This window comes from Haematobacter missouriensis, from assembly GCF_000740775.1.
In the GTDB taxonomy this organism is placed as follows: Bacteria; Pseudomonadota; Alphaproteobacteria; order Rhodobacterales; family Rhodobacteraceae; genus Haematobacter; species Haematobacter missouriensis.
The window spans coordinates 53,097-76,483 of sequence record NZ_JFGS01000003.1; the positions used below are offsets into that span (position 1 = coordinate 53,097).

Genomic DNA, 23,387 nt, shown 5'->3' on the forward strand with positions numbered 1-23,387 from the left:
TGTGCATGCGACTGATCTTCATGGGAACGCCGGACTTTTCCGTACCCGTGCTGGATGCGCTCGTTGCTGCGGGCCATGAGGTCGCGGCGGTGTATTGCCAGCCACCACGCCCGGCGGGGCGGGGAAAGCGTGAACGGCCAAGCCCTGTCCAGTCGCGGGCGGAGGCATTGGGGCTGACGGTGCGCCATCCCCGCAGCTTGCGCACTCCGGAGGCACAGGCCGAGTTCGCGGCGTTGCAGGCGGAGATCGCGGTGGTGGTGGCCTATGGCCTTATCCTGCCCAAACCTGTTCTGGATGCGCCGAAGCAGGGGTGCCTCAATATCCATGCCTCGCTTCTGCCGCGCTGGCGGGGGGCCGCACCGATCCATCGCGCCATCCTTGCCGGCGATGCGGAAACGGGGGTCTGCATCATGCGGATGGAGGAGGGACTGGACACCGGGCCGGTGCTGCTCCGCCGGACAACTCCCATCGGGGCGGAGGAGACGACGGGGGAGCTGCATGACCGGCTCTCGGCCCTCGGGGCGGTGGCCATTGTCGAGGCACTGGACGGGCTCTCGACGCTGACCGCTGTACCGCAGGCGGAGGATGGCGTCACCTATGCCACGAAGATCGACAAGGCCGAGGCTCGGATCGACTGGACCCGCTCCGCGGAGGAGATCGACCGGCTGATCCGCGGGCTTTCTCCCTTTCCCGGCGCATGGTGCCTTGCCGAGACGGAGCGGCTGAAACTTCTCCGCTCCCGGCCCGTGGCGGGCAGCGGCGCGCCGGGGCAGGTCATCGGTGGATTGACGGTGGCCTGCGGAACGGGCGCGGTGGAAATCACGCTGGCGCAGCGGGAAGGAAAGCGCCCGATGGTGCCGGAGGAGCTGCTTCGCGGCGTCCGTCTGCCGGAGGTGCTGGGCTGATACTGGCAGGGGAAGTTATTGACGGGGCGGGCGCGGCTTGTAGCTTGGCAGGCGCCAACCGAAGAGCAGGCTTCCGGCGCGCAGTCCGAAAGTGACGATCCCGCCGATCAGCGCTGCCGCCGGGCCGCTTTCCGAAAGGTTCAGGGAGAGGGAGACGACGAGCGCGCCTCCCGCTGCCGCGGTGACATAGAGTTCTCCCTGCCGGAGAACCAGCGGCACTTCATTGCTCACCACATCCCGCATCAGGCCGCCGAGGCAGCCGGTGATGACCCCCATGATGGTGCAGATGGACCAGGGCTGGCCCATGCTTGCGGCGATGTTCACGCCTGCGGGCACGGCGATGGAAAGGGCCACGGCATCGCACCACAGGATCGCGCGGGCACGGCTTTCCAGCCGAGGCGCCAGAAAGAACACCAGGGTTGCCGCCACGGCGGCAACAAGCAGCATCCCGGGCCGGCCGATCCAGAAGACGGGATCACGGTCCAGCAGCACATCCCGCACCGTGCCGCCGCCCACCGCAGTCAGGCAGGCAAGGAACAGGAAGCCGATCGGGTCAAGCTGCGCCCGGCTCGCCGCCAGCGCCCCGGTGAGGGCGAAGACGAACACTGAAGCCGCGTCCAGCCACAGCCCGGAGCCCATGTTCAGCTCTTGCCCGGCTTGTAAGGGGCCATGGCGTGCCGCGCGAGTTCATCCGCCCGCTCGTTCTCCGCGTGGCCTGCATGGCCCTTGATCCACTGCCACGTCACCTTGTGCGGGCTGCGTGCAGTATCCAGCCGCTGCCACAGGTCGCTGTTTTTCACCGGCTTGTTGGTGGAGGTCTTCCAGCCGTTCCTTTTCCAGCCGTGGATCCATTCGGACACGCCGTTCTTCACATAGGCCGAATCGGTCACCACCGTAATGCTGGACGGGCGGGAGAGGGCCTCCAGCGCAGAAATCGCAGCCATCAGCTCCATGCGGTTGTTCGTGGTCAGCGCCTCGCCACCGGAAAGCGTGCGTTCCTTCAGCACGGCCTCTCCATCACGGGCGATCATCAGGACGCCCCAGCCACCCGGGCCGGGATTGCCGGAGCAGGCTCCGTCGGTATAGGCAAAGAGGTCGGTCATCGGGACGAGGTAGCGGCAGCGCGTGCAGCCCGCAAGCCCTTCACGCCGGGATGCGGAGCACGCGGGGCACCTTGAACTCGATGTTCTCGACGGCGGTCTCCACGATATCGACGGTCACGTCGAACCGCGCGCGGAAGGCGTCGAGCACCTCCTCCACCAGAACCTCAGGCGCGGAAGCGCCCGCAGTCACGCCGATGGCAGCGGGTGTTCCGAGCGCGCGCCAGTCGATATCGGTGGCCCGTTGCACAAGCTGGGCATAGTCGCAGCCTGCTGCACGTCCGACTTCCACCAGCCGCCGGGAGTTCGACGAATTTGGCGATCCCAGCACGAAAAGCGCGGCGATCTTCGGCGCAATCGCCTTCACCGCCGCCTGACGGTTGGTGGTAGCGTAGCAGATATCCTCATGCTGGGGGACGATGATTTCGGGGAAGCGCCGGCGGAGGGCCTCGACGATGCCCGCGGTATCATCGACGGAGAGCGTCGTCTGGGTGATGACCGCAAGCTGCGAGGGGTCGCGGACGGTGATCCGCGCCACATCCGCCTCTGTCTCCACGAGGAGGACCTCGCCTTCGGGGAGCTGGCCCATGGTGCCCAGCGTCTCCGGGTGCCCGGCATGGCCCACCATGATGAGCTGCCGCCCGACGCTGTTGTGGCGTGCAGCCTCGTTATGCACCTTCGTCACCAGCGGGCAGGTGGCATCGACATGGATGAGATTACGCCGCTCGGCTTCCGCAGGGACGGCCTTCGGCACCCCATGCGCGGAAAAGACGACGGGGCGGTCGTCGGGGCAGTCGTCCAGTTCCTCTACGAAAACGGCGCCCTTGGCGCGAAGTTCGTCGACCACGTATTTGTTGTGAACGATCTCATGGCGGACATAGACGGGGGCCCCCCATTTCTCGATGGCCATTTCCACGATGCGGATGGCCCGGTCCACGCCGGCACAGAAGCCACGCGGGGCGGCGAGATAGAGGTGGAGAGAAGGTCGCGTCATATCTGGCCCGTCTGTAAAGGCGAAGGCCATATCTAACCTGTTAGACGCACCGGATCCAGTCGGGGGATCCAGTCAGGCGCGCAAGATCCCCGCAGACGGCGTGATGTGCCCGCGGGGATCGCAGATATCAGACCGGGGTTGTCGCTTCGTTGTCTTCCCGCACGTCGCGAGGTTCGCGCGGGGGACGTCCGATCACGTCACGCAGTTCGTCCAGTTCGATGAAGTTGTCGGCCTGGCGACGCAGTTCGTCGGCGATCATGGGGGGCTGAGACCGGATGGTGGAAACAACGGATACACGAACGCCTTGCCGCTGAAGGCTTTCAACCAGCGGCTTGAAGTCACCATCACCGGAGAAGAGCACAATATGATCGACACGGGGTGCCAGCTCCATGGCATCGACGGTAAGTTCGATATCCATGTTGCCCTTGACCTTGCGACGGCCCTGACTGTCGGTGTATTCCTTCGCGGGCTTGGTCACCATTGCGAAGCCGTTGTAATGCAGCCAGTCGACCAGCGGGCGGATAGGTGAGTATTCGTCATTTTCCAGCAGGGCGGTATAATAGAATGCCCGCAGGAGCTTGCCGCGACGCATAAATTCCTGCCGCAGCAATTTGTAGTCGATGTCAAAGCCCAAGGCCTTGGCAGCGGCATAAAGGTTGGAGCCGTCTATAAAGAGCGCCAGCCTTTCGTCCTTGTAAAACATTTAATCCCCTTTCGAATGCAGGCCGAGCTGTGAATCACTTTTCCGGGAGTGAGGCGGAAGAAAAACAGAACGACCTGCCAAGTGTGGAAATCTGGAATAATCGTCCCACAATCGCAAGCCCCAGTTGTCCGCGCGCCCTAAAAGTTGATAGATCGATGACCCAAGCCTTTGTTGCTCTTGGAAGTAACCTGACGTCACGGAATGCCGCTCCGCCGGCGATACTTTCGACTGCCGTGAAACTGCTGAATGCGAAGGGGGTCGTTCCGACCTCTCTCAGCCTCCTGTACAAAACGCCCGCCTATCCGGCGGGTTCCGGGCCGGATTTTGTCAATGCCGTTATCGCTGCCGAAGTCGGCGATTTGTTGCCGGCTGAGGTATTGTCCCGACTCCATATGGTGGAGAGCGCGCTCGGACGGGAACGGTCTGTCCGCTGGGGTGCGCGGACGGCTGATCTTGATCTCATTGCAATGGGAAATGCGGTATTGCCAGAGGAGACCACATGGCGGCGCTGGCGCGATCTTTCCCCTGCGCGCCAGCGGCAGGAGGCGCCGGACACCCTCGTCCTGCCACATCCCCGCTTGCAGGATCGGGCCTTCGTCCTTGTGCCAATGGCGGATGTCGCCGGCGACTGGCGCCATCCCGTCACCCGTCTTTCGGTCGCCGAGATGCTGGAAAGTCTGCCCGAAGCCGAACGGTGGGGCGTCGTGCCGCTCGCCGCGCCGCCGGAGGAGTGGCGGCTTTGATCCGAGTGCTCTTTCCTTGGCGGGCGTAGGAGAGTAACAGGACGTGCGTCTCGCGCTGTCGTGAAGGTTTTCGCGACAGCCCCCCGCCAGACCTTGAGGTCCGTGCGGCGGGTTGGTGCGTTTCACGGGTTGTCAAGCCGGGTCGCAGGGCATAGATAGGCGCTTCCACAGGTTTACCCGATTGGAGCAGCCATGGCCCGCGTGACGGTAGAAGATTGCGTCGACAAGGTTCCGAACCGCTTCGAGCTCGTTTTGCTCGCAGCGCACCGGGCGCGTGAAATCGCGTCGGGTGGCGCGCTGACCGTCGATCGGGACAATGACAAGAATCCCGTCGTCGCGCTGCGCGAAGTGGCGGAGGAGACTCAGTCCGCAGATGATCTGCGTGAGCGGCTGATCGCCTCGAACCAGACCCAGATCGAGGTCGATGAGCCCGAGGACGACGAGATGGCGCTCCTCATGGGTGCGGAACTCGACCGTCCGGCGCAGGATGACATGAGCGAGGAGCGGATGCTCCGCGCCCTCATGGAAGCTCAAGGGGAACACTGAGACGGTCGCCCTCCCTGACGCCCTCTCCGATACAAGAACGACGCGCCAGGCGATGATCGACGTCGAAGACCTCATCGCGCTGGTGCGCAACTACAATCCCCGGTGCAATGCCGATCTCATCCGACTCGCCTATGGTTTCGGGCGGGAGATGCATCGGGGCCAGTATCGCCAGTCGGGCGAAGAATACTTCACACATCCCGTCGCCGTCGCCGCCATTCTGACAGAACAGCGGCTTGATGATGCGACGATCGTGACCGCTTTGCTGCACGATACGCTGGAGGATACGCGCGCCACCTTCGAGGAACTCGAACAGCTTTTCGGCCGCGATATTGCCGAGCTGGTCGAGGGCGTGACGAAACTCACCAATCTGCAGCTTTCCTCCGTGGAATCGAAGCAGGCGGAGAACTTCCGCAAGCTGCTCATGGCCATGTCGAAGGATCTGCGCGTGATCCTCGTGAAGCTGGCCGACCGCCTCCACAACATGCGGACGATCAAGTCCATGCGCTCCGAGAAGCAGGTGCAGAAGGCGCGCGAGACGATGGACATCTTCGCCCCGCTCGCCGGTCGCATGGGGATGCAGTGGATGCGGGAGGAGCTGGAGGATCTGGCCTTCCGCGTGCTGAACCCGGAGGCCCGCAATTCCATCATCCGCCGGTTCCTGACGCTCCAGCGTGAGACGGGGGATGTGGTGCATCGCATCACCGCCGACATCCGCATCGAACTGGAGAAGGCCGGGGTTGAGGCCGACGTCTACGGTCGCGCCAAGAAGCCCTATTCCATCTGGCGCAAGATGACGGAGAAGCAGCTTTCCTTCTCCCGCCTGTCGGATATCTACGGCTTCCGCATCATCACGCGGACGGAGCCGGACTGCTACCGCACCCTCGGCGTGATCCATACCCGCTGGCGCGCGGTTCCGGAGCGCTTCAAAGATTACATCAGCCAGCCGAAACTGAACGGCTATCGCTCCATCCACACCACCGTCGCTGCGCGCGACGGCAAGCGCGTGGAGGTGCAGATCCGCACCCGCCAGATGCATGAGGTGGCGGAGGCCGGGGTCGCCGCCCACTGGTCCTATCGCGACGGGGTCCGTTCGCAGAACCCGTTCGCCGTCGATCCGACGAAATGGCTCGCCACCCTTACCGAACGCTACGATTCGGAGGATTACGACGAGTTCCTCGAGCATGTGAAGCTTGAGATGTATTCGGATCAGGTGTTCTGCTTCACCCCGAAGGGAGAGGTCATCCAGCTTCCCCGCGGCGCGACGCCCCTGGACTTTGCCTATGCCATCCACACGCGCATCGGCAACTCCACCGTTTCGGCCAAGGTGGACGGCATTCGCGTGCCGCTCTGGACAAGGCTGAAGAACGGTCAGTCGGTGGAGATCATCACGGCCGAAGGTCAGCGCCCGCAGACGACCTGGATCGACATCGTCAAGACCGGCCGCGCCAAGGCCGCGATCCGCCGCTCGCTCCGCGAGGAGGACCGCGGGCGGTTCATACGGCTGGGGCAGGAGCCGATCCGGGTGGCCTTCGAGCAGCTTGGCCGGAAGCCGACGGACAAGGCGCTGCGCACCGTCGCGCGGATGCTCGGCCTGCCGGATGCGGATGAGTTGCTGGCGCGGGTGGGTTCCGCCGAGATCGCCGCTCGCCACGTGGTGGAGACGCTCTATCCCGAACTGGTCGCGGAGCGGGCGGACGAAGTGGACGTGCAGCGGCCGGTGCTGGGCCTGGCGCCCGATCAGCCCTTCCGCCGCGCCATGTGCTGTCAGCCGGTTCCGGGGGAGCGGATCGTCGGCATCACCTATCGCGGCAAGGGAGTCGTTGCCCATGGCATCGACTGTCCCGTGCTGGCGGAGTTCGAGACCCAGCCGGAGCGATGGGTCGATCTGCACTGGACACCCGGACGGCATCCGCCGATCCACACCGTTTCCTTCCGCCTGACCATCCTGAACGGGGTGGGCGTTCTGGGCCGCATCTGCACCGTCTTCGGCGAGCAGAAGGCGAATATCGTCGATCTCCACTTCCTCGACCGCAAGCCCGACTATCACACCATCGCTGTGGAAGCAGACCTGCGCGACGCCGAGCATCTCCACAAGCTGATGACGGCGCTCGAGGCGGAAAGCGAGTTGACCCAACTCGACCGGGTCCGCGATCCGAATCGCAAGCCCTGAAGCGCGGCGGGAGGCTCCAGTGTTCAGGCGCCGCACTCCCCGGTCACGCTGGCGCTCCATGCGGGAGTTTCTCTATCCCTCCGGCGGCTGGCTCAGGGCGTCGAGCTATGTCTGGCACCGCCTGCGCCGGCTGCCGGACGATCCGGCGCGGGTGGCACGGGGAATAGTGGCGGGGGTGTTCATTTCCTTCACGCCGTTCTTCGGGCTGCATTTCCTTGGCGCGGCCCTGATTGCCTGGGCGATCCGCGGCAATATTCCGGCGGCGCTCATCGCGACCTTTGTCGGCAACCCGCTGACCTTCCCGTTCATCGCGACCGCCTCGCTTGAGGTGGGGTATCTGTTCACGCCGCATGACGCGCATGTGCCGATCTACCGTCTGCCGGTGGAGTTCTCCCACGCGTCCGGCGAATTGTGGCACAACATCCGCGCGCTGTTCGGGCAGGGAGAGATGCACTGGGGCTTTCTCTCGCGGTTCTGGCGGGACATCTTTCTGCCCTATCTGGTGGGCGGGATGTTCACCGGTATTGCCGCCGGGCTCGCGGCCTATGTGCTGTTGCTGCCACTGCTGCAGACCTATCACCGCGCGCGACTTCGCAGGATCGAGGAGCGGTTGCAGCGGGCGCGGGCAAAATACGGAGAGAAGGCTGACGAGGACGCCTCAAACCGCTAGGGTCGCCCGCAAATCATCTTTCCGCCACGAACCCCCGCGTAGGCCCCCACGAAGGAAGCAGCAGATGCCCGCCACCAGACCGCTCGGAAAGCTCCGCCTCGGGGTCAATATCGACCACGTCGCGACGGTCAGGAATGCGCGTGGCGGCGACTGGCCCGATCCGGTCCGCGCGGCGAAGCTGGCGGAGGAGGCGGGGGCGGACGGCATCACCGCCCATCTGCGCGAGGATCGGCGCCATATCCGAGATGCCGACATGGAGCGTCTGGCCCACGAACTGGGTGTGCCGCTGAACTTTGAAATGGCCGCGACGGAAGAGATGCGGGCCATCGCGCTCCGCCTTCATCCCCATGCCTGCTGCCTCGTGCCGGAGCGGCGGGAGGAGCGGACGACGGAGGGGGGGCTGGACGTGGCGGGCGACGCGGCGCGGCTGACGGACTACGTGGGCGGGCTGGCGGAGGCCGGCATCCGCGTGTCGTTGTTCATAGGCCATGAGGCGCGACAGATCGAAGCGGCTGCTGCCGTGGGCGCGGCCGTGGTGGAGCTGCACACCGGGGCCTATTGCGACTTCCATGCGGAGGGCCGTCTGGCGGAGCGGGACGCGGAACTGGCGTCGCTCCGCGAAGGAGCCGCCCGCGCGCATGGTCTGGGGCTGGAAGTCCATGCAGGGCACGGGCTTTCGTTCGGGACGGTGGCGCCGGTCGCCGCCTTCCCGGAGGTGATGGAGCTCAATATCGGCCATTTTCTCATCGGGGAGGCGATTTTCACCGGCCTCGGCCCCGCCATCGAGGGGATGCGCCAGCGGATGGACGCAGCCCGCATCGCGGCCTTCGGCGGAGCGGTGATGTGATCCTCGGCATCGGCACGGATCTGGCCAATATCGAGCGGATCGCGGCCACGCTGGAGCGTTTCGGCGACCGCTTCCGCAACCGCGTCTTTACCGAGGTGGAGCAGCGGAAGGCCGACCGGCGGGCGGACAGCGCGGGCACCTATGCCAAGCGCTGGGCCGCGAAGGAGGCCTGTTCCAAGGCGCTCGGCACCGGCCTGCGCATGGGCATTGCGTGGAAGGATATGTCGGTTTCCAATCTGGAAACCGGACAGCCGGTGATGAGGCTCACGGGTTGGGCGGCGGAGCGTCTCAACCGCATGACGCCCGCCGGGCATGAGGCTATCATCCATGTGACGCTGACCGACGATCATCCCTGGGCGCAGGCCTTCGTGGTGATCGAGGCCCGGCCGCTTGCCGCCGACTCCGGCAAGGCAACTTGACTTCCCCCACTCCCCGCCCGCATGAACGGGCTCGAAAACGGCAGGACGGACAGAATGGCGAGCAAGGCAACGGCGAAAAGCGGCGGCATCGTCGAGACGATCAAGACCATCTTCTGGGCGCTGCTGATCGCAGGCGTGTTCCGCACACTGTTCTTTCAGCCCTTCTGGATACCGTCCGAATCGATGAAGGACACGCTTCTGGTCGGCGACTTCCTGTTCGTGAACAAGATGGCCTATGGCTATTCCCAGTATTCCTGCCCCTTCGGCCTCTGCCCGATCTCGGGCCGGCTTTTCGCCACCATGCCCGAACGGGGCGATGTGGTGGTGTTCCGCCATCCGGTCGACGGGTCTGACTTCATCAAGCGGCTGATCGGGCTGCCCGGCGACACCGTGCAGGTCAGGAACGGCGTTCTGTTCATCAACGGTCAGGAGGTGCCGCAGGTGCCCGCGGGCGATTTCTCCGAAACCTACGAGCCGCAGGGCCCTATGGGCAGCTATCCGCGCTGCGCCAATGCGCCTGTGGGCGAAGGCGGCACCTGCATCAAGCACCGCCTGCGCGAAACTCTGCCCGAGGGGCGGACGCATGACATTCTCGACATCGACATGAGCTATGCGGACAATACGCCGCTGTTCACGGTGCCGGAGGGTCATTTCTTCTTCATGGGCGACAACCGTGACAACAGCCAGGACAGCCGCTTCTCGCAGGCGGTGGGCGGCGTCGGCATGGTGCCCTTCGAGAACCTGATCGGCCGGGCCGACCGGGTGATGTTCTCCTCCGCAGGTCGTTCCATGCTGTATTTCTGGACCTGGCGGTCCGACAGGTTCTTCAAGGCGATCGAGTGAAAGTCTCGCAGGAACTTCAGGCCTTCTCCGTCAGGCTGGGGCATGACTTCAATGATCCGGCGCTTCTGGTGCGCGCGCTGACCCACGCCTCCATCGGCTCGGTCACGCGCCCCGACAACCAGCGACTGGAGTTTCTGGGGGACCGGGTGCTAGGCCTCATCATCGCGGATGCGTTGCTGTCCGCCGATTCGGGGGCGAGCGAAGGGCAGGTGGCGCCGCGCTTCAATGCACTGGTTCGCAAGGAAACCTGCGCCGATGTGGCCCGCCAGATCGGGCTGGGCGACGTGCTGAAGCTCGGCCGGTCCGAGATGATGTCGGGCGGGCGGCGTAAGGAGGCGCTGCTTGGCGATGCGATGGAGGCGGTGATCGCCGCACTCTATCTCGATGCCGGGCTGGAGGCGACGCGTTCCATCGTGCTTTCGCTTTGGGGGGACCGGATCGACCGCGTCGATGCCGATGCCCGCGACGCCAAGACCCAGCTTCAGGAATGGGCGCAGGCGCGGGGTCTGTCGCCACCCCGCTACGTGGAGAAGGGCCGCTCCGGCCCCGACCATGCGCCCGTCTTCACCATCGAGGTGCAGCTCGACAACGGCGAGAGGGAAACCGCCAGGGCCGGGGCCAAGCGGCAGGCCGAGCAGGCCGCGGCGCGTATGCTTCTCGACCGTCTGGAGGCTGGCGCGGGCTGACCGCCCCTGTTGATCCGCTCCCTTGATCTGCCCCGGCGGAAGTCCGGCATATCAGGCAAATTCCTCCTTCCGGCACGGTAAATCCACCACCACGCTTGAAACATCTGGGCGCGCTGCCGACCTTGGGATAGGAGCTGTCCCTTCCATTCCGGCCCGATTCCGGGCTTTTCAGGAGAAATCGCATGACCGAGACGACCCGCGCTGGTTTCGTCGCTCTGATCGGCGAGCCGAATGCCGGCAAGTCGACGCTCATGAACCGTATGGTGGGGGCCAAGGTCTCCATCGTCACCCACAAGGTCCAGACGACGCGTGCCCGCATTCGTGGAATCGTGATGGAGGGGCAGTCCCAACTCGTCTTCGTCGATACGCCGGGGCTGTTCCGTCCGCGGCGGCGGCTGGACAGGGCGATGGTCGCCGCCGCTTGGGGCGGGGCTGCCGATGCCGATGTTGTTGTCCTGCTGATCGAGGCGCACCGCGGCCTGACCGACGGCACGCGCGCCATCATCGACGCGCTGAAGGAGCGGGTGCAGAACCGGCCCGTGGCCCTCGCGATCAACAAGATCGACCGTGTGAAGGCGGAGGTGCTGCTCGCGCTGTCCGCCGAGATGAACGAAGCCTATCCGTTCGCGCGTACCTTCATGATCTCTGCCGAGAAGGGTTACGGCGTGAACGACTTGCGTGAATGGCTGGCAGGTGAGGTGCCGGAGGGGCCGTGGCTCTACCCGGAGGACCAGATCGCCGACCTGCCGATGCGCATGATCGCGGCCGAGATCACGCGGGAAAAGCTCACCCTCCGCCTGCATGAGGAGCTCCCCTACAATCTCACCGTGGAAACGGAGAAGTGGGAGGAGCGGCCGGATGGCTCTGTCCGTATCGACCAGGTCATCTATGTCGCCCGCGATGGCCACAAGGGCATTGTCCTGGGCCACAAGGGTGAGACGGTGAAAGCCATAGGGCAGGCCGCGCGGGTCGACATCACGGAGTTCCTCGGGCGTCCGGCACATCTTTTCCTTCAGGTCCGCGTACGCGAGAACTGGCTGGAGGAACGCGAACGCTACAGCGAAATGGGTCTCGAATTCCGCGACGGCGATGCCTGAAGCGCGGCTTACCGCCGATTTCTGGGTTTCCGCCTACCTGCGCAGGCTGGGGCTGAACGACATCCCGGCCTATGTGACGGCGAAGGGCGATCCGACTGCCGGTGCGGTGCTGGTAAAGGTGGCGCTGCTTGACGGAACTGCCCGGGCCTCTCACCGGATCTGGGATCCCATGGCGGATACACGCCGCTGGGAGGTGCTGGCCCAAGGACCGGAGCCGGAGGTGGATGCCGCCATTGCCCGCCAGCGCCGCTACGACCCCGACCTTTGGGTCATCGAGATAGAGGATCGTCAGGGCCGGACGCTTCTGGACGAAGTGGGGCTGGGCTGACGGCAAGGGAGGGCCCATGCCGCGACGCATTGTCATCACAGGAGGCCCGGGTTCGGGCAAGACCTCTCTCGTCATGGCGCTCGCGGCCGAGGGGTTGACCATCATGCCGGAAGCCGGACGCGCGCTCATCCGGGCAGGCCGGGCGATCGACGGACCGGCGCTTCCCTGGCGTGATCCGGCCCTATTCGCAGAGACCATGCTGGCGTGGGAAATACGCTCTCATGCGGCGGCGGACGACCTTTCCGGTCCGGTGATCTTCGATCGCGGCGTGCCGGATGTCGCAGGCTATCTGCGAACCATCGGCCGTTCGGTTCCTTCCCATGTTCAGCGCGCGATGGAACGGTTCCGTTACGATGATCCGGTGTTTCTTGCCCCCTACTGGCCGGAGATCTTCGGCCCCGACAGCGAAAGGCGGCAGGACGCCGCCGAGGCCCGCGCGACTGCCGAGGCCATGAGACACACCTATACCGAGGCTGGTTACCGGCTGGTCGAACTTCCCCGCGCTTCCATCGCGGAGCGCGCCGCCTTCGTGCACCGCGTGCTGGGCGGGACTTGCGCGCCGGATCCGGGAAAGCCGGACCCGGAGAAGCCAGATGGGGCAACGCTGGACCTGGGGAAGCAATACCCGGACCGGCCACACCAGGGACAAGCGTGATGGATTGGCAGGACGAGGGCATCCTTCTCGCGATTCGCCCCCATGGCGAAAGTGCCGCCATTATTCAGGTGCTGACCGCCGGACACGGGCTGCATGCCGGGGTCGTGCATGGCGGCGGCTCTCGCCGGATGGCCCCCGTGCTTCAACCCGGCGCGCAGCTTGCGCTGAACTGGCGGGCGCGGCTCGACCAGCATCTTGGCAGTTTTGCGGTGGAACCTCTGCGGGAGCGGGCCGGCGCGCTATTCGGGGACCGTGCGGCACTTGCGGCGCTTGCCTCCGTTTCCGCGCTGCTTGTCTATGCCCTGCCCGAGCGGGAGCCGCACGCGGCGCTCTACGCGGCGACTGAGACACTGTTCGACCGTCTCTCTGCACCCGGCTGGGAAGCGGACTATCTTCGCTGGGAGGTGACGCTGCTGGCGGAGATGGGCTTCGGCCTCGATCTCGGGCGCTGTGCGGTGACGGGGGAGGCGGAAGGGCTAGCCTACGTCAGCCCGCGGACGGGGCGGGCGGTGACACGCGCGGCGGCGGGGGCGTGGGCGGATCGCCTTCTCCCGCGGCCCGAGGCGTTGGTGGCTGGTCCGGCGGATGCGGCGGGTTTGGCGGCGGGGCTTCTGACCACCGGTCACTTCATGGAGCGCTGGCTGGCGGAGGAGCTGGTGGGCCGCCCGCTGCCGGAGGCGCGGCGACGGCTTGTGGCGCTTCTGTCGGTGCCGTGACGCGAAGGGTCTCCCTCTTGAACGACACCGTCGCGGAACGCGGTGCCGGGTCCAGGCTGCAACGCCGTCTCTGCCGTTCCGAACGGGCGGGAGCGCTCTGCCCCTTGCCATGGCACCCTGGCCCTTGCTTTCCCCCGGCGAAAAGCCTATATCGCCTGCAAGCAGCGGCGTCCGGCCTCCACCCCCGGACCCACCGGAGATATTCGACGGGCCGCGCGCCCGTTTTTTCTTTTCCGCCTGCCGCCTGGGAGCATCCCCGTGACCGACCTTATCGCAAAGACAGCCATCGACCGGCGCTTGGCCGAGATCGTGGCGCCGACCATTGAGGGTCTGGGCTTCGAGCTTGTGCGAATCCGTCTCATGGGCGGCAAGACGCGCACCCTTCAGATCATGGCCGACCGTCCGGAGGGCGGCATCGAGGTGGAGGACTGCGCCAGAATCTCGACCGCTGTGTCCGCCGTGCTGGACGTGGAGGATCCGCTGGAGGACGCCTACACACTGGAGGTTTCTTCCCCCGGTATCGACCGGCCGCTGACGCGGCTGAAGGATTTCGACATGTGGGAAGGCTATGAGGCCCGCGTGGAGACGACCGAACTGATCGACGGGCGGCGGCGCTTCAAGGGTCTGCTGCGTGGCACCGAAGGCGATGAGATCCTGATCGAACTGGAGGAGCCGGGTGAAGACGTGACCATCGGGCTGCAGTTCGACTGGCTCTCGGATGCCAAGCTGATCCTGACCGACGAACTGATCGCGGAGATGCTCCGCCAGCGCAAGGACGCGGGCGTGATCGACGAAAGCCGCTACGACGACATCGAAGACGAACCCGACACCGATACCGACAACGAGGAGGCCTGATATGGCAATCACCTCTGCCAACCAGCTCGAACTGCTGCAGACCGCCGAAGCGGTGGCGCGCGAGAAGATGATCGACCCCGGCCTCGTCATCGAGGCGATGGAGGAAAGCCTCGCCCGTGCCGCGAAGTCGCGCTACGGCGCCGAGATGGACATTCGCGTGAAGATCGACCGCAAGACCGGTCGCGCGACCTTTACCCGCGTTCGCACCGTCATGCCGGACGAGGAAGTCGAGAATTATCAGGCGCAACTGACCGTCAAGCAGGCGAAGCAGTATCTGGCCGACCCGCAGCTCGGCGACGAGATCGTGGACGAGGTGCCCCCGGTGGACCTTGGTCGGATCGCCGCGCAATCGGCCAAGCAGGTCATCCTGCAGAAAGTCCGCGAGGCCGAGCGTGATCGCCAGTACGAGGAATTCAAGGATCGCAAGGGCACGATCATCAACGGTCAGGTCAAGCGCGAGGAATATGGCAACGTCATCGTGGATATCGGCCGGGGCGAAGGCATCCTGCGCCGGAACGAGAAGATCGGCCGTGAGTCCTACCGCATCGGCGACCGTATCCGCTGCTACGTGAAGGACGTGCGCCGGGAGGCCCGCGGCCCGCAGATCTTCCTGTCCCGCACCGATCCGCAGTTCATGGCCGAACTGTTCAAGATGGAAGTGCCGGAGATCTATGATGGCATCATCGAGATCAAGGCCGTTGCCCGCGACCCCGGTTCCCGCGCGAAGATCGCCGTGATTTCCTATGACAACTCCATCGACCCGGTGGGGGCGTGCGTGGGTATGCGCGGCTCCCGTGTGCAGGCGGTGGTGAACGAGCTTCAGGGTGAGAAGATCGATATCATTCCGTGGAATCAGGATCAGGCGACGTTCCTCGTGAACGCGCTGCAACCGGCGGAAGTGTCGAAGGTCGTGATCGACGAGGACGGTGGCCGGATCGAGGTCGTGGTGCCGGACGAGCAGCTTTCGCTCGCCATCGGGCGGCGGGGGCAGAACGTGCGTCTGGCCAGCCAGCTCACCGCGCTCGATATCGACATCATGACCGAGGCGGAAGAGAGCCAGCGTCGTCAGGCGGAATTCGCCCAGCGGACGGGTCTCTTCATGGAGGCGCTGGACGTGGACGAGACGCTGGCGCAGCTTCTGGTCGCCGAGGGCTTCACCAACCTTGAAGAAGTGGCCTATGTCGATCTGGAGGAGCTTCTGTCCATCGACGGCTTCGACGAATCGACTGCGGAGGAGCTTCAGGCCCGCGCCCGTGATCAGCTCGAGGAGGCCAACCGTAAGGCGCTGGAGAATGCGCGCACGCTTGGTGCCGAGGACAGCCTGATTGAATTCGAAGGCCTCACTCCCCAGATGGTGGAGACGCTGGCGAAGGATGGCGTGAAGACGCTTGAGGATTTCGCGACCTGCGCCGACTGGGAACTGGCCGGTGGCTGGACGACTGTCAACGGCGAGCGTGTGAAGGATCAGGGCCTGCTCGAGAAGTTCGACATGAGCCTCGAAGAGGCACAACGACTGGTCATGACCGCGCGTGTCCTTCTGGGCTGGGTTGATCCCTCGGAGCTTGAAAAGGCCGCCGACGAGGTCGAGGAAGAAGCCGAAGAGGAGGCGGACGTCTGATCGACGTCCGGGTTGCGGTTGACGCGTGGAGGTCGTGATAAGGTGCGCGAAGAGCCCGAGCGGCGCTGCATCGTCACCGGAGAGGTTCAGCCCCGACAGGGGCTGATCCGTTTCGTCGTGGGGCCGGAAGACCGGATATTCCCCGACGTTACGGGCAAGCTGCCCGGTCGCGGCATATGGGTCGCGGCCGACAGGGCGGCGGTGGACAAGGCGGCCCGCAAGGGCCTCTTTTCCCGCGCCGCCCGCCGTGCCGTCACCGTTCCTCCGAACCTCGCAGACGAGGTCGAGGTGATGGTGGCGCGGCGTGTCGTGGATCTTGTATCGCTGGCCCGCAAGGCGGGAGAGGCGGTAGCGGGGTTCGAGAAGGTGAAAGACTGGCTCGACAAAGACCGGGCCGCAGTCCTGATGCAGGCCTCCGACGGGTCTGAACGGGGCAAGACGAAGCTCCACCCACCGGGTGGAGCAAATACGTTCATTGGGTGCCTGACGGCATCGGAATTGGGTTTGGCTTTCGGGCGGGAACATGCGATACACGGCGCGCTTGCGGCTGGCGGACTCGCAACCCGTGTTGTAGAGGAAGCCGCAAAGCTCGCCGGATTGCGCGGGCAGATCGGCGGCCGGGCCGTCGGGAAGGATACGAAAGACGCATGAGCGAAACAGACGGTAAAAAGCCCCTCGGGCTGGGTGGTGGCGGTTCGCGTCCGGGTCAGGTGAAGCAGAGCTTCAGCCACGGCCGGACGAAGAATGTCGTCGTCGAAACCAAACGCAAACGCGTGGTGGTTCCCAAGCCGGGTGCAGGTTCGGCCAAGGCCGGTGGCTCGCCGCATCTGGGCGACCCGTCCAAGCGTCCCGCCGGGATCACCGACGCGGAGATGGAGCGCCGGCTCCGTGCCGTGCAGGCCGCCAAGGCCCGCGAGGCAGATGAGGCGGAGCAGCGCCAGCGCGAAGAGCGGGAGCGCGAGGAAGAGCGCCAGCGGCGCCGCGACGAGATCGAGGCCAAGGAGCGCGAGGAGCGCGCGCGGGAAGAAGCCCTGCGTCTGAAGGCCGAGGAAGAAGCACGCGCCAAGGCCGAGGCCGAGGAAAAGGCCCGTCGCGAGAAAGAGCGCGAGGCCCGCAAGCCTGCTGCCTCCGCCGCGGCCCAGCAGCCCAAACCGGCCGAGGAGCCGCCGACTCAGCGTGGCACGTCAAGAGCCGCCCCGGGTCCCCGCAAGACCGACCGCGACCGTGAGCGCGAAAGCGACCGGACGTCCCGTAACAAGGGCGGCGACGGTCGTCGTGCGGGCAAGCTCACCCTGACGGAAGCTCTCTCCGATGCGGGCGGCCGGCAGCGGTCTCTTGCCGCAATGAAGCGCAAGCAGGAAAAGGCGCGTCAGAAGACGATGGGCCGCAACACGGGCGAGAAGCAGGCGCGTGACGTGCAGCTTCCCGAGACGATCGTGGTGCAGGAGCTTGCCAATCGCATGGCCGAACGGGCCGCGGACGTGGTTAAGGCGCTGATGAAGATGGGCATGATGGTCAATATGAACCAGACGCTCGACGCCGACACGGCGGAACTCATCATCGAGGAATTCGGCCACAACGCGGTGCGTGTCTCCGACGCCGACGTGGAGCAGGTGATCTACACGGTCGAGGACAAGGCCGAGGATCTGGAAGCTCGTCCGCCGATCGTGACCATCATGGGTCACGTTGACCACGGCAAGACCTCGCTGCTCGATGCCCTCCGCAAGACCTCCGTCGTCTCGGGCGAGGCGGGCGGGATCACCCAGCACATCGGCGCCTATCAGGTGCGGACGGAATCGGGTGCGCTCCTGACCTTCCTCGACACGCCCGGCCACGCGGCCTTCACCTCCATGCGGGCCCGTGGCGCGCAGGTGACGGACATCGTGGTGCTGGTCGTGGCTGCCGATGACGCGGTGATGCCGCAGACGGTGGAGGCGCTCAACCACGCCAAAGCCGCTGGCGTGCCGATGATCGTGGCGATCAACAAGATCGACAAACCCTCCGCCAACCCGAACAAGGTCCGCACGGACCTCCTCCAGCACGAGGTTGTCGTGGAGGAGATGGGCGGCGACGTACTCGACGTCGAAGTGTCCGCCGTGACCGGCAAGGGGCTTGATACCCTGCTGGAGAACATCGCGCTTCAGGCAGAGATTCTCGACCTCAGGGCAAACCCGAATCGGTCTGCCATGGGGGCGGTGATCGAGGCCAAGCTCGACGTGGGCCGGGGTCCGGTCGCGACGGTTCTGGTGCAGAACGGCACTCTGAAACGCGGCGATATCTTCGTTGTGGGTGAGCAGTGGGGCAAGGTCCGCGCGCTCATCAACGACAAAGGCGAGCGCGTCGACGAGGCCGGTCCGTCGGTTCCGGTCGAGGTGCTGGGTCTGAACGGCACGCCAGAGGCCGGTGACGTGCTGAACGTCGTGGAAACCGAGGCGCAGGCCCGCGAGATCGCGGATTACCGTGAGCAGGCCGCGAAGGACAAACGCGCGGCGGCAGGTGCGGCGACGACCCTTGAACAGCTTATGGCGAAGGCCAAGGCCGACAAGAACGTCGCGGAGCTGCCGGTGGTGGTGAAGTCCGACGTGCAGGGTTCCGCCGAGGCGATCACCCAGGCGCTGGAGAAGGTCGGCAACGACGAAGTCCGCGTTCGGGTGCTGCATTCGGGCGTCGGCGCCATCACCGAAAGCGATATCGGTCTGGCGGAAGCGTCCGGCGCGCCTGTCATCGGCTTCAACGTGCGGGCGAATGCGCCAGCACGGGCGGCGGCGAACCAGAAGGGCGTAGAAATCCGCTACTATTCGGTGATCTACGATCTGGTTGATGACGTGAAGGCCGCGGCCTCCGGTCTCCTCAAGGCCGAAGTGCGCGAACACTTCATCGGCTATGCCGAGATCCGGGAGGTCTTCAAGGTCTCCAACGTCGGCAAGGTCGCGGGCTGTCTCGTTACCGAAGGTGTGGCGCGGCGTTCCGCCGGTGTGCGGCTTCTGCGTGACAACGTGGTCATCCACGAAGGTACGCTCAAGACGCTCAAACGCTTCAAGGACGAGGTCAAGGAAGTCATTTCCGGTCAGGAATGCGGCATGGCCTTCGAGAATTACGAAGATATCCGCCCCGGCGATATCATCGAGATCTTCGAGCGCGAGGAGGTCGAGCGTACGCTCGCCTGATCGACACTCCAGAATGCGAAAACGCCCGGAGCAAGCTCCGGGCGTTTTCATTTTTGCGCCCGACGTTCGAAGTCATGCTCCTGCGGGGTATATCCGGCGTCTGCGCCCCTTGAGATATGCGGTTTCGGAGTTGGAACTGAGCGGCGATTTTTCTTCCGAAGTCTCAGAAGGGTGGCGGAATGGCGGATGTCGGGGATGGATTTGAGCGGTGCGAATTTTGGAGGCTCGCCGGAGCAACCGGCGCTGGCCCGACGCTGGGGAGGTGCGGATTGTCGTGGAGAGCTTTCAACCTCGGCCGACCGTGGCAACTGCAGCACGGCGTCATGACATGGAGCCCCATTCTCTTTCGGAATGGCGGAGCCGTACGCGGCGCGGCCCTGCCAGCGGATTTTGTGGCGCAGGCCGCGTTCCCCCGCTTCTTTTCTTCGGAGCCGTTTTTCGTGCCGCTGGCGGTTGGCGACCCTTCTGGTCAATCGCCAGACACCGCCGCGCCCGGGGTTCTGACAGTGGAGACGTTCGGTTACGGCCTGACGTTCAGGATTTGCGAAAAACGCGGGATCCGTTCTCTGAGCCCTCATTGTCGCTGGCGCAGGCCGCGACAAAGCCCATCCTGAGCCTGAATGTTGCTTTCGACGCTCCCCGACCGCCAAAAGACTTCGCGGCCCTCGGAGCAGCGGATGGAGCAGCGGAAGCCGGACCAAGATCCTGTGTCAGCTCCCTCGATAGGTGGAATAGCTGTAGGGAGAGACCAGCAGCGGCACGTGGTAATGGCTGTCTTCCGCCATGTGGAAGCGGATCGGCACGATATCGAGAAAGCGCGGCTCCGTTCCCTGGGCGCGCAGATAGGGGCCGACATGGAATTCCAGCTCGTACGTCCCGGTGGCGAAGGTCTCGGCGGGCAGGATCGCTCCGTCGGTGCGCCCGTCCGCATTGGTGACCAGCCGGCGCAATTCCTGCCGCCCGCCATCCGCCAGCCGGTAGAGAACCACGGTCATCCCCGCCGCAGGCACGCCTTGCGCGGTATCCAGAACATGGGTGGTCAGATATCCCGCCGCCATCTCTTGCCTCCTCATCTGCATTCGGCATTTCATGCCTGCGATCGCCATGGAAAGCGACCGTCTTTCGCCCGAACAGGTGCTTTCGCGATTTTCTGATAATCCGATGCCGCGCCGCGGAGTAGAAACGACCGAGAAGAGGGAATGAAAATGAACCGTTATCCGCGCAACATGCTGGGCTACGGGGCCAACCCGCCCGACCCGAAGTGGCCGGGCGGCGCGAAGGTCGCCGTGCAGATCGTCCTAAACTATGAGGAGGGGGGCGAGAACTCCGTCCTGCATGGCGACGCGGCCTCCGAGGCGTTCCTGTCCGATATCGCGGGCGCGGCGATGTGGCCGGGCCAGCGGCACTGGAACATGGAATCGATTTATGAATACGGGGCGCGGGCCGGGTTCTGGCGGCTGCACCGGCTGTTCACCGCCATGGACATTCCCGTGACGATCTATGGTGTCGCAACGGCGCTTGCCCGCAGCCCGGTACAGGTGCGCGCCATGCAGGAGGCGGGCTGGGAGATCGCCTCCCATGGGCTGAAATGGGTCGAGCACAAGGACATGCCGGAGGACGAGGAGCGCCGTCAGATCGCCGAGGCGATCCGGCTGCATACCGAGGTGACGGGAGAGGCTCCCCGCGGCTGGTACACGGGCCGGTCCTCTGCCAATACCGTGCGGTTGACGGCGGAAACGCGGCGCTTCGACTATGTCTCCGATACCTATGACGACGATTTGCCCTATTGGCTTGATGTGGAGGGGCACGAACAGCTCGTCATTCCCTATACGCTGGAGGCGAACGACATGCGCTTCGCAACCGCGCCCGGTTACATCACCGGCGAGCAGTTCTACACCTATCTGAAGGACACGTTCGACACGCTCTATGAGGAGGGGCTCGAGGGTGCGCCCAAGATGTTCTCCGTCGGGCTGCACTGCCGTCTGATCGGGCGTCCCGGCAAACTCGCCGGGCTGAAGAAGTTTCTGCAATATGCGCGGCAGAAGGAGGGCGTCTGGTTCGCCCGCCGCGTGGATATCGCGGAACACTGGCACCGCACCCATCCCGCGCCGACCCGCCGCGACCGCCCGACGCTTTTGCCGCAGGACGCTTTCGCGGCCCGGTTCGGCAGCGTCTATGAGCATTCTCCCTGGATCGCCGAACGCGCCTGGGAGCTTGAACTGGGGCCGGAGCATGATTGTGCGATCGGGATGCATTCCGCGCTGACCCGCATCTTCCGCAGCGCGACGGAGGCGGAGCGTCTGGGCGTGTTGCGCGCTCACCCCGATCTGGCGGGCAAGCTGGCAGCCGCCAGGCGGCTGACGGCCGAATCGACGGCGGAGCAAGCCTCCGCCGGGCTCGACGCGCTGACCGACGAGGAGCGGGAGCGCTTCACCCGGCTCAACACCGCCTATGTGGAGAAGCACGGCTTCCCCTTCATCATCGCGGTGCGCGACCACACGAAAGACCAGATCCTCGCCGCCTTCGAGGCACGGATCGAGAATCACACCCCGACCGAGATCGAGACCGCCTGCCGACAAGTGGAGCGGATCGCTGAACTCCGATTGAAGGACATGCTGCCGTGAGTGGATATTACGCCGGGATGGGCGGGCTACCCCCGCAGGACAGGCTGATGACGGGGCGGGCCATCTTCACCGATGCCTATTGTTTCATCCCCAAGGGCGTGATGAGCGATATCGTGACCAGCCTCTTTCCCGGCTGGGACAAGACGCGCGGCTGGATGATCGCGCGGCCCATGAGCGGGTTTTCGGAGACCTTCTCGCAATACATCATGGACGTGGGGCCGGGCGGCGGCTCGGACGCGCCAGAGCCCGATGCCGGTGTGGAAGGGGTGCTCTTCATCGTGGAAGGGGAGATCGCACTCACCTACGATGGGATGACCCATGCGATGTCGGCGGGGGGGTATGCCTATCTGCCGCCCGGGCTGAAGTGGACGTTGCGCAATCCCGGTCACGGACCCGCGCGCTTCCACTGGGTGCGCAAGCTCTACGAACAGGCCCCGGGTGTGGACAGTCCCGAAGCCTTCGTGACCAACGAGCGTGAAATCGAGGTCAACTGGATGCCCGACACGGGCGAGCGCTGGGGGACCACGCGGTTCGTTTCGCCGTCCGATATCCGCCACGACATGCATGTGAACATCGTGACTCTGCGCCCCGGCGCGCGGATCCCGTTCGAGGAGACGCATGTCATGGAGCACGGCCTCTACGTGCTGGAGGGTCAGGCGGTTTACAAGCTCAACACGGACTGGGTGGAGGTGGAACCGGGGGACTTCATGTGGCTCCGCGCGTTTTGCCCGCAGGCCTGTTATGCGGCGGGCGACCGGCCATTCCGCTATCTGCTCTACAAGGATGTGAACCGCCACGCGCGCCTTCGCCGGTTCTGAAGGGGTCTGTTCACTGCGGCCCCCGCTGCCTATCGTTGGCTCGAGAGAGATAACGGGGGCGGATGATGGGCACACGGCCGTCGCGGAATCGACACCTTCGCCACCCGATGGAGGCGGCTCGCGCTCTGGTAAGCCACCGGCGTTCGCGCGGGGCGGATCTGGCGCTCGCCACCTTTCTGGCCGGCATCGCGGGATGCGCCAATGCGGGCGGGTTCTTTGCCGTCGGGCAATACACCTCGCATATGACGGGTTACCTGTCGCAGGTCGCCGATGGTCTGGTGCTGATGAATCTCAGGATGCTCGGCGTAAGCCTCGGCGCCATACTCTGCTTCATACTGGGCGCGGGGACGAGTGCCGTGCTCATCAACTGGGCGCGGGAGCGGCATCGCCAGCGGCGGCGGCAATACGCCCTGCCGCTGACGGTGGAGGGTGTCCTCCTTCTGCTTTTCGCTACCTTCGGCAGTGGTGCCGCGCGGGAAGCGGGGGAACCGGGCCTTCTGGCGGCGATGCTGATGCTCTGCTTCGTCATGGGTCTGCAGAACGCGACGATCACCAAGATCTCCGGCGCCCGCATCCGCACCACCCATGCAACGGGAATGATCACCGATGTGGGGATCGAGGCGGGCCGCGCCGCCTATCGCCTGATCGCGCCCGGGAGCGGCGTCCGGGTGAACGGGGCGAACTTGCGGATGCTGCTGCGGATTCTTGGCGCGTTTCTGGCGGGAGGAATCGCGGGCGCGGTGGGCTTCGGCAGGTTCGGATTCGTTTTTGCAATGCCGCTCGGGCTGCTGCTGCTGGCCATTTCGCTGCCGATGTTTTTTGCGGGCCGCCGGATCGCCCGCGTCTGACTGTCGCAACAGGCTGGAAATCTGTAATTTAGCCG

At 65.1% G+C, this 23,387-nt stretch carries 25 protein-coding genes and 1 pseudogene; 21 read left to right on the forward strand and 5 right to left on the reverse strand.

Annotated features, from left to right (window positions below; genetic code table 11):
- The first annotated feature begins 5 nt into the window (after nt 1–5).
- The gene (fmt, locus tag CG51_RS04305) at nt 6–905 is read left to right on the forward strand and encodes a methionyl-tRNA formyltransferase (protein ID WP_035742325.1); all 900 of its coding nucleotides are present in this window, start codon (nt 6–8) and stop codon (nt 903–905) included.
- A gap of 15 nt (nt 906–920) precedes the next feature.
- On the opposite strand, the gene CG51_RS04310 is transcribed toward fmt, so the two are convergent.
- The 4 genes from CG51_RS04310 to CG51_RS04325 all read right to left on the reverse strand — a co-directional run bounded on the left by CG51_RS04310 (nt 921) and on the right by CG51_RS04325 (nt 3,702).
- Nucleotides 921–1,544, reverse strand: a complete 624-nt coding sequence (locus CG51_RS04310; RefSeq protein WP_035742327.1) for a trimeric intracellular cation channel family protein — start codon at nt 1,542–1,544, stop codon at nt 921–923.
- 2 nt (nt 1,545–1,546) lie between these two features.
- On the reverse strand, nt 1,547–2,008 hold the full coding sequence (gene rnhA / locus CG51_RS04315; protein ID WP_035742329.1) for a ribonuclease HI: 462 nt from the start codon (nt 2,006–2,008) through the stop codon (nt 1,547–1,549).
- A 40-nt stretch (nt 2,009–2,048) separates the two neighbouring features.
- On the reverse strand, nt 2,049–2,999 hold the full coding sequence (gene ispH / locus CG51_RS04320; RefSeq protein ID WP_035742888.1) for a 4-hydroxy-3-methylbut-2-enyl diphosphate reductase: 951 nt from the start codon (nt 2,997–2,999) through the stop codon (nt 2,049–2,051).
- Between the two features lie 127 nt (nt 3,000–3,126).
- Complete coding sequence (locus CG51_RS04325; RefSeq protein ID WP_035742331.1) at nt 3,127–3,702, reverse strand: LabA-like NYN domain-containing protein; 576 nt, start codon at nt 3,700–3,702, stop codon at nt 3,127–3,129.
- 155 nt (nt 3,703–3,857) lie between these two features.
- Between CG51_RS04325 and folK the strand changes: the two genes are divergently transcribed.
- The 17 genes and pseudogenes from folK to CG51_RS21105 all read left to right on the forward strand — a co-directional run.
- Nucleotides 3,858–4,445, forward strand: coding sequence for a 2-amino-4-hydroxy-6-hydroxymethyldihydropteridine diphosphokinase (folK, locus tag CG51_RS04330; protein WP_035742333.1), 588 nt, complete (start codon nt 3,858–3,860; stop codon nt 4,443–4,445).
- Nucleotides 4,446–4,637: 192 nt separating this feature from the next.
- Entirely contained in the window at nt 4,638–4,991 is a 354-nt protein-coding gene (gene rpoZ, locus CG51_RS04335) for a DNA-directed RNA polymerase subunit omega (protein WP_035742334.1), read from the forward strand.
- A 52-nt stretch (nt 4,992–5,043) separates the two neighbouring features.
- Entirely contained in the window at nt 5,044–7,161 is a 2,118-nt protein-coding gene (locus CG51_RS04340) for a RelA/SpoT family protein (protein WP_035742335.1), read from the forward strand.
- A gap of 19 nt (nt 7,162–7,180) precedes the next feature.
- Complete coding sequence (locus CG51_RS04345) at nt 7,181–7,831, forward strand: DUF2062 domain-containing protein (RefSeq protein WP_035742338.1); 651 nt, start codon at nt 7,181–7,183, stop codon at nt 7,829–7,831.
- A 64-nt stretch (nt 7,832–7,895) separates the two neighbouring features.
- Nucleotides 7,896–8,678 (forward strand): pyridoxine 5'-phosphate synthase, encoded by a 783-nt coding sequence (locus CG51_RS04350; RefSeq protein ID WP_035742340.1) that lies wholly within the window; start codon nt 7,896–7,898, stop codon nt 8,676–8,678.
- Nucleotides 8,675–9,097 carry a holo-ACP synthase gene (gene acpS / locus CG51_RS04355; RefSeq protein ID WP_035742343.1) on the forward strand — a complete coding sequence of 141 codons (423 nt, stop codon included), beginning with the start codon at nt 8,675–8,677 and terminating at the stop codon, nt 9,095–9,097. The genes CG51_RS04350 and acpS overlap by 4 nt, the downstream gene beginning before the upstream one ends.
- A gap of 54 nt (nt 9,098–9,151) precedes the next feature.
- Complete coding sequence (lepB, locus tag CG51_RS04360) at nt 9,152–9,940, forward strand: signal peptidase I (protein ID WP_035742349.1); 789 nt, start codon at nt 9,152–9,154, stop codon at nt 9,938–9,940.
- Nucleotides 9,937–10,626: a ribonuclease III gene (gene rnc, locus CG51_RS04365; RefSeq protein WP_035742352.1), complete on the forward strand. Its 690-nt coding sequence runs from the start codon at nt 9,937–9,939 to the stop codon at nt 10,624–10,626. The genes lepB and rnc overlap by 4 nt, the downstream gene beginning before the upstream one ends.
- A 182-nt stretch (nt 10,627–10,808) precedes the next feature.
- Nucleotides 10,809–11,723 (forward strand): GTPase Era, encoded by a 915-nt coding sequence (gene era / locus CG51_RS04370; protein WP_035742355.1) that lies wholly within the window; start codon nt 10,809–10,811, stop codon nt 11,721–11,723.
- Nucleotides 11,716–12,051, forward strand: coding sequence for a DUF1491 family protein (locus CG51_RS04375; RefSeq protein ID WP_035742358.1), 336 nt, complete (start codon nt 11,716–11,718; stop codon nt 12,049–12,051). Before era ends, CG51_RS04375 begins: the two co-directional genes overlap by 8 nt.
- A gap of 16 nt (nt 12,052–12,067) precedes the next feature.
- Entirely contained in the window at nt 12,068–12,706 is a 639-nt protein-coding gene (locus tag CG51_RS04380; RefSeq protein WP_084695033.1) for an AAA family ATPase, read from the forward strand.
- On the forward strand, nt 12,703–13,422 hold the full coding sequence (gene recO / locus CG51_RS04385) for a DNA repair protein RecO (RefSeq protein WP_179285825.1): 720 nt from the start codon (nt 12,703–12,705) through the stop codon (nt 13,420–13,422). Before CG51_RS04380 ends, recO begins: the two co-directional genes overlap by 4 nt.
- A gap of 258 nt (nt 13,423–13,680) precedes the next feature.
- Nucleotides 13,681–14,277: a ribosome maturation factor RimP gene (gene rimP / locus CG51_RS04390; RefSeq protein ID WP_035742362.1), complete on the forward strand. Its 597-nt coding sequence runs from the start codon at nt 13,681–13,683 to the stop codon at nt 14,275–14,277.
- A gap of 1 nt (nt 14,278) precedes the next feature.
- Nucleotides 14,279–15,895 (forward strand): transcription termination factor NusA, encoded by a 1,617-nt coding sequence (nusA, locus tag CG51_RS04395; RefSeq protein WP_035742364.1) that lies wholly within the window; start codon nt 14,279–14,281, stop codon nt 15,893–15,895.
- An 18-nt stretch (nt 15,896–15,913) separates the two neighbouring features.
- Nucleotides 15,914–16,546, forward strand: coding sequence for an RNA-binding protein (locus CG51_RS04400; RefSeq protein ID WP_035742365.1), 633 nt, complete (start codon nt 15,914–15,916; stop codon nt 16,544–16,546).
- Nucleotides 16,543–19,062, forward strand: a complete 2,520-nt coding sequence (gene infB, locus CG51_RS04405; RefSeq protein WP_035742366.1) for a translation initiation factor IF-2 — start codon at nt 16,543–16,545, stop codon at nt 19,060–19,062. Before CG51_RS04400 ends, infB begins: the two co-directional genes overlap by 4 nt.
- A 208-nt stretch (nt 19,063–19,270) precedes the next feature.
- A pseudogene (locus CG51_RS21105) lies at nt 19,271–19,423 on the forward strand (transposase); the annotation flags it as partial.
- 349 nt (nt 19,424–19,772) lie between these two features.
- Here the strand turns inward: CG51_RS21105 and uraH are convergent.
- Nucleotides 19,773–20,120 carry a hydroxyisourate hydrolase gene (gene uraH, locus CG51_RS04410; protein ID WP_035742367.1) on the reverse strand — a complete coding sequence of 116 codons (348 nt, stop codon included), beginning with the start codon at nt 20,118–20,120 and terminating at the stop codon, nt 19,773–19,775.
- 147 nt (nt 20,121–20,267) lie between these two features.
- Here uraH and puuE point away from each other — a divergent pair, with 147 nt between their 5' ends.
- The 3 genes from puuE to CG51_RS04425 all read left to right on the forward strand — a co-directional run bounded on the left by puuE (nt 20,268) and on the right by CG51_RS04425 (nt 23,352).
- A complete protein-coding gene (gene puuE / locus CG51_RS04415) occupies nt 20,268–21,686 on the forward strand; it encodes an allantoinase PuuE (protein ID WP_035742892.1) in 1,419 nt (472 codons plus the stop codon).
- A complete protein-coding gene (locus tag CG51_RS04420) occupies nt 21,683–22,504 on the forward strand; it encodes a bifunctional allantoicase/(S)-ureidoglycine aminohydrolase (protein WP_035742368.1) in 822 nt (273 codons plus the stop codon). Before puuE ends, CG51_RS04420 begins: the two co-directional genes overlap by 4 nt.
- Nucleotides 22,505–22,569: 65 nt before the next feature.
- Nucleotides 22,570–23,352, forward strand: a complete 783-nt coding sequence (locus CG51_RS04425) for a YoaK family protein (protein ID WP_211254193.1) — start codon at nt 22,570–22,572, stop codon at nt 23,350–23,352.
- Nucleotides 23,353–23,387 lie beyond the last annotated feature (35 nt).

What these genes read in the sequence shown, in the direction of transcription:
- fmt (WP_035742325.1), top strand. Translation starts at nt 6, where the DNA reads ATGCGACTGATCTTCATGGGAACGCCGGACTTTTCCGTACCCGTGCTG.
- CG51_RS04310 (WP_035742327.1), bottom strand. Translation starts at nt 1,544, where the DNA reads ATGGGCTCCGGGCTGTGGCTGGACGCGGCTTCAGTGTTCGTCTTCGCC.
- rnhA (WP_035742329.1), bottom strand. Translation starts at nt 2,008, where the DNA reads ATGACCGACCTCTTTGCCTATACCGACGGAGCCTGCTCCGGCAATCCC.
- ispH (WP_035742888.1), bottom strand. Translation starts at nt 2,999, where the DNA reads ATGACGCGACCTTCTCTCCACCTCTATCTCGCCGCCCCGCGTGGCTTC.
- CG51_RS04325 (WP_035742331.1), bottom strand. Translation starts at nt 3,702, where the DNA reads ATGTTTTACAAGGACGAAAGGCTGGCGCTCTTTATAGACGGCTCCAAC.
- folK (WP_035742333.1), top strand. Translation starts at nt 3,858, where the DNA reads ATGACCCAAGCCTTTGTTGCTCTTGGAAGTAACCTGACGTCACGGAAT.
- rpoZ (WP_035742334.1), top strand. Translation starts at nt 4,638, where the DNA reads ATGGCCCGCGTGACGGTAGAAGATTGCGTCGACAAGGTTCCGAACCGC.
- CG51_RS04340 (WP_035742335.1), top strand. Translation starts at nt 5,044, where the DNA reads ATGATCGACGTCGAAGACCTCATCGCGCTGGTGCGCAACTACAATCCC.
- CG51_RS04350 (WP_035742340.1), top strand. Translation starts at nt 7,896, where the DNA reads ATGCCCGCCACCAGACCGCTCGGAAAGCTCCGCCTCGGGGTCAATATC.
- lepB (WP_035742349.1), top strand. Translation starts at nt 9,152, where the DNA reads ATGGCGAGCAAGGCAACGGCGAAAAGCGGCGGCATCGTCGAGACGATC.
- era (WP_035742355.1), top strand. Translation starts at nt 10,809, where the DNA reads ATGACCGAGACGACCCGCGCTGGTTTCGTCGCTCTGATCGGCGAGCCG.
- CG51_RS04375 (WP_035742358.1), top strand. Translation starts at nt 11,716, where the DNA reads ATGCCTGAAGCGCGGCTTACCGCCGATTTCTGGGTTTCCGCCTACCTG.
- CG51_RS04380 (WP_084695033.1), top strand. Translation starts at nt 12,068, where the DNA reads ATGCCGCGACGCATTGTCATCACAGGAGGCCCGGGTTCGGGCAAGACC.
- nusA (WP_035742364.1), top strand. Translation starts at nt 14,279, where the DNA reads ATGGCAATCACCTCTGCCAACCAGCTCGAACTGCTGCAGACCGCCGAA.
- infB (WP_035742366.1), top strand. Translation starts at nt 16,543, where the DNA reads ATGAGCGAAACAGACGGTAAAAAGCCCCTCGGGCTGGGTGGTGGCGGT.
- uraH (WP_035742367.1), bottom strand. Translation starts at nt 20,120, where the DNA reads ATGGCGGCGGGATATCTGACCACCCATGTTCTGGATACCGCGCAAGGC.
- puuE (WP_035742892.1), top strand. Translation starts at nt 20,268, where the DNA reads ATGAACCGTTATCCGCGCAACATGCTGGGCTACGGGGCCAACCCGCCC.
- CG51_RS04425 (WP_211254193.1), top strand. Translation starts at nt 22,570, where the DNA reads ATGGGCACACGGCCGTCGCGGAATCGACACCTTCGCCACCCGATGGAG.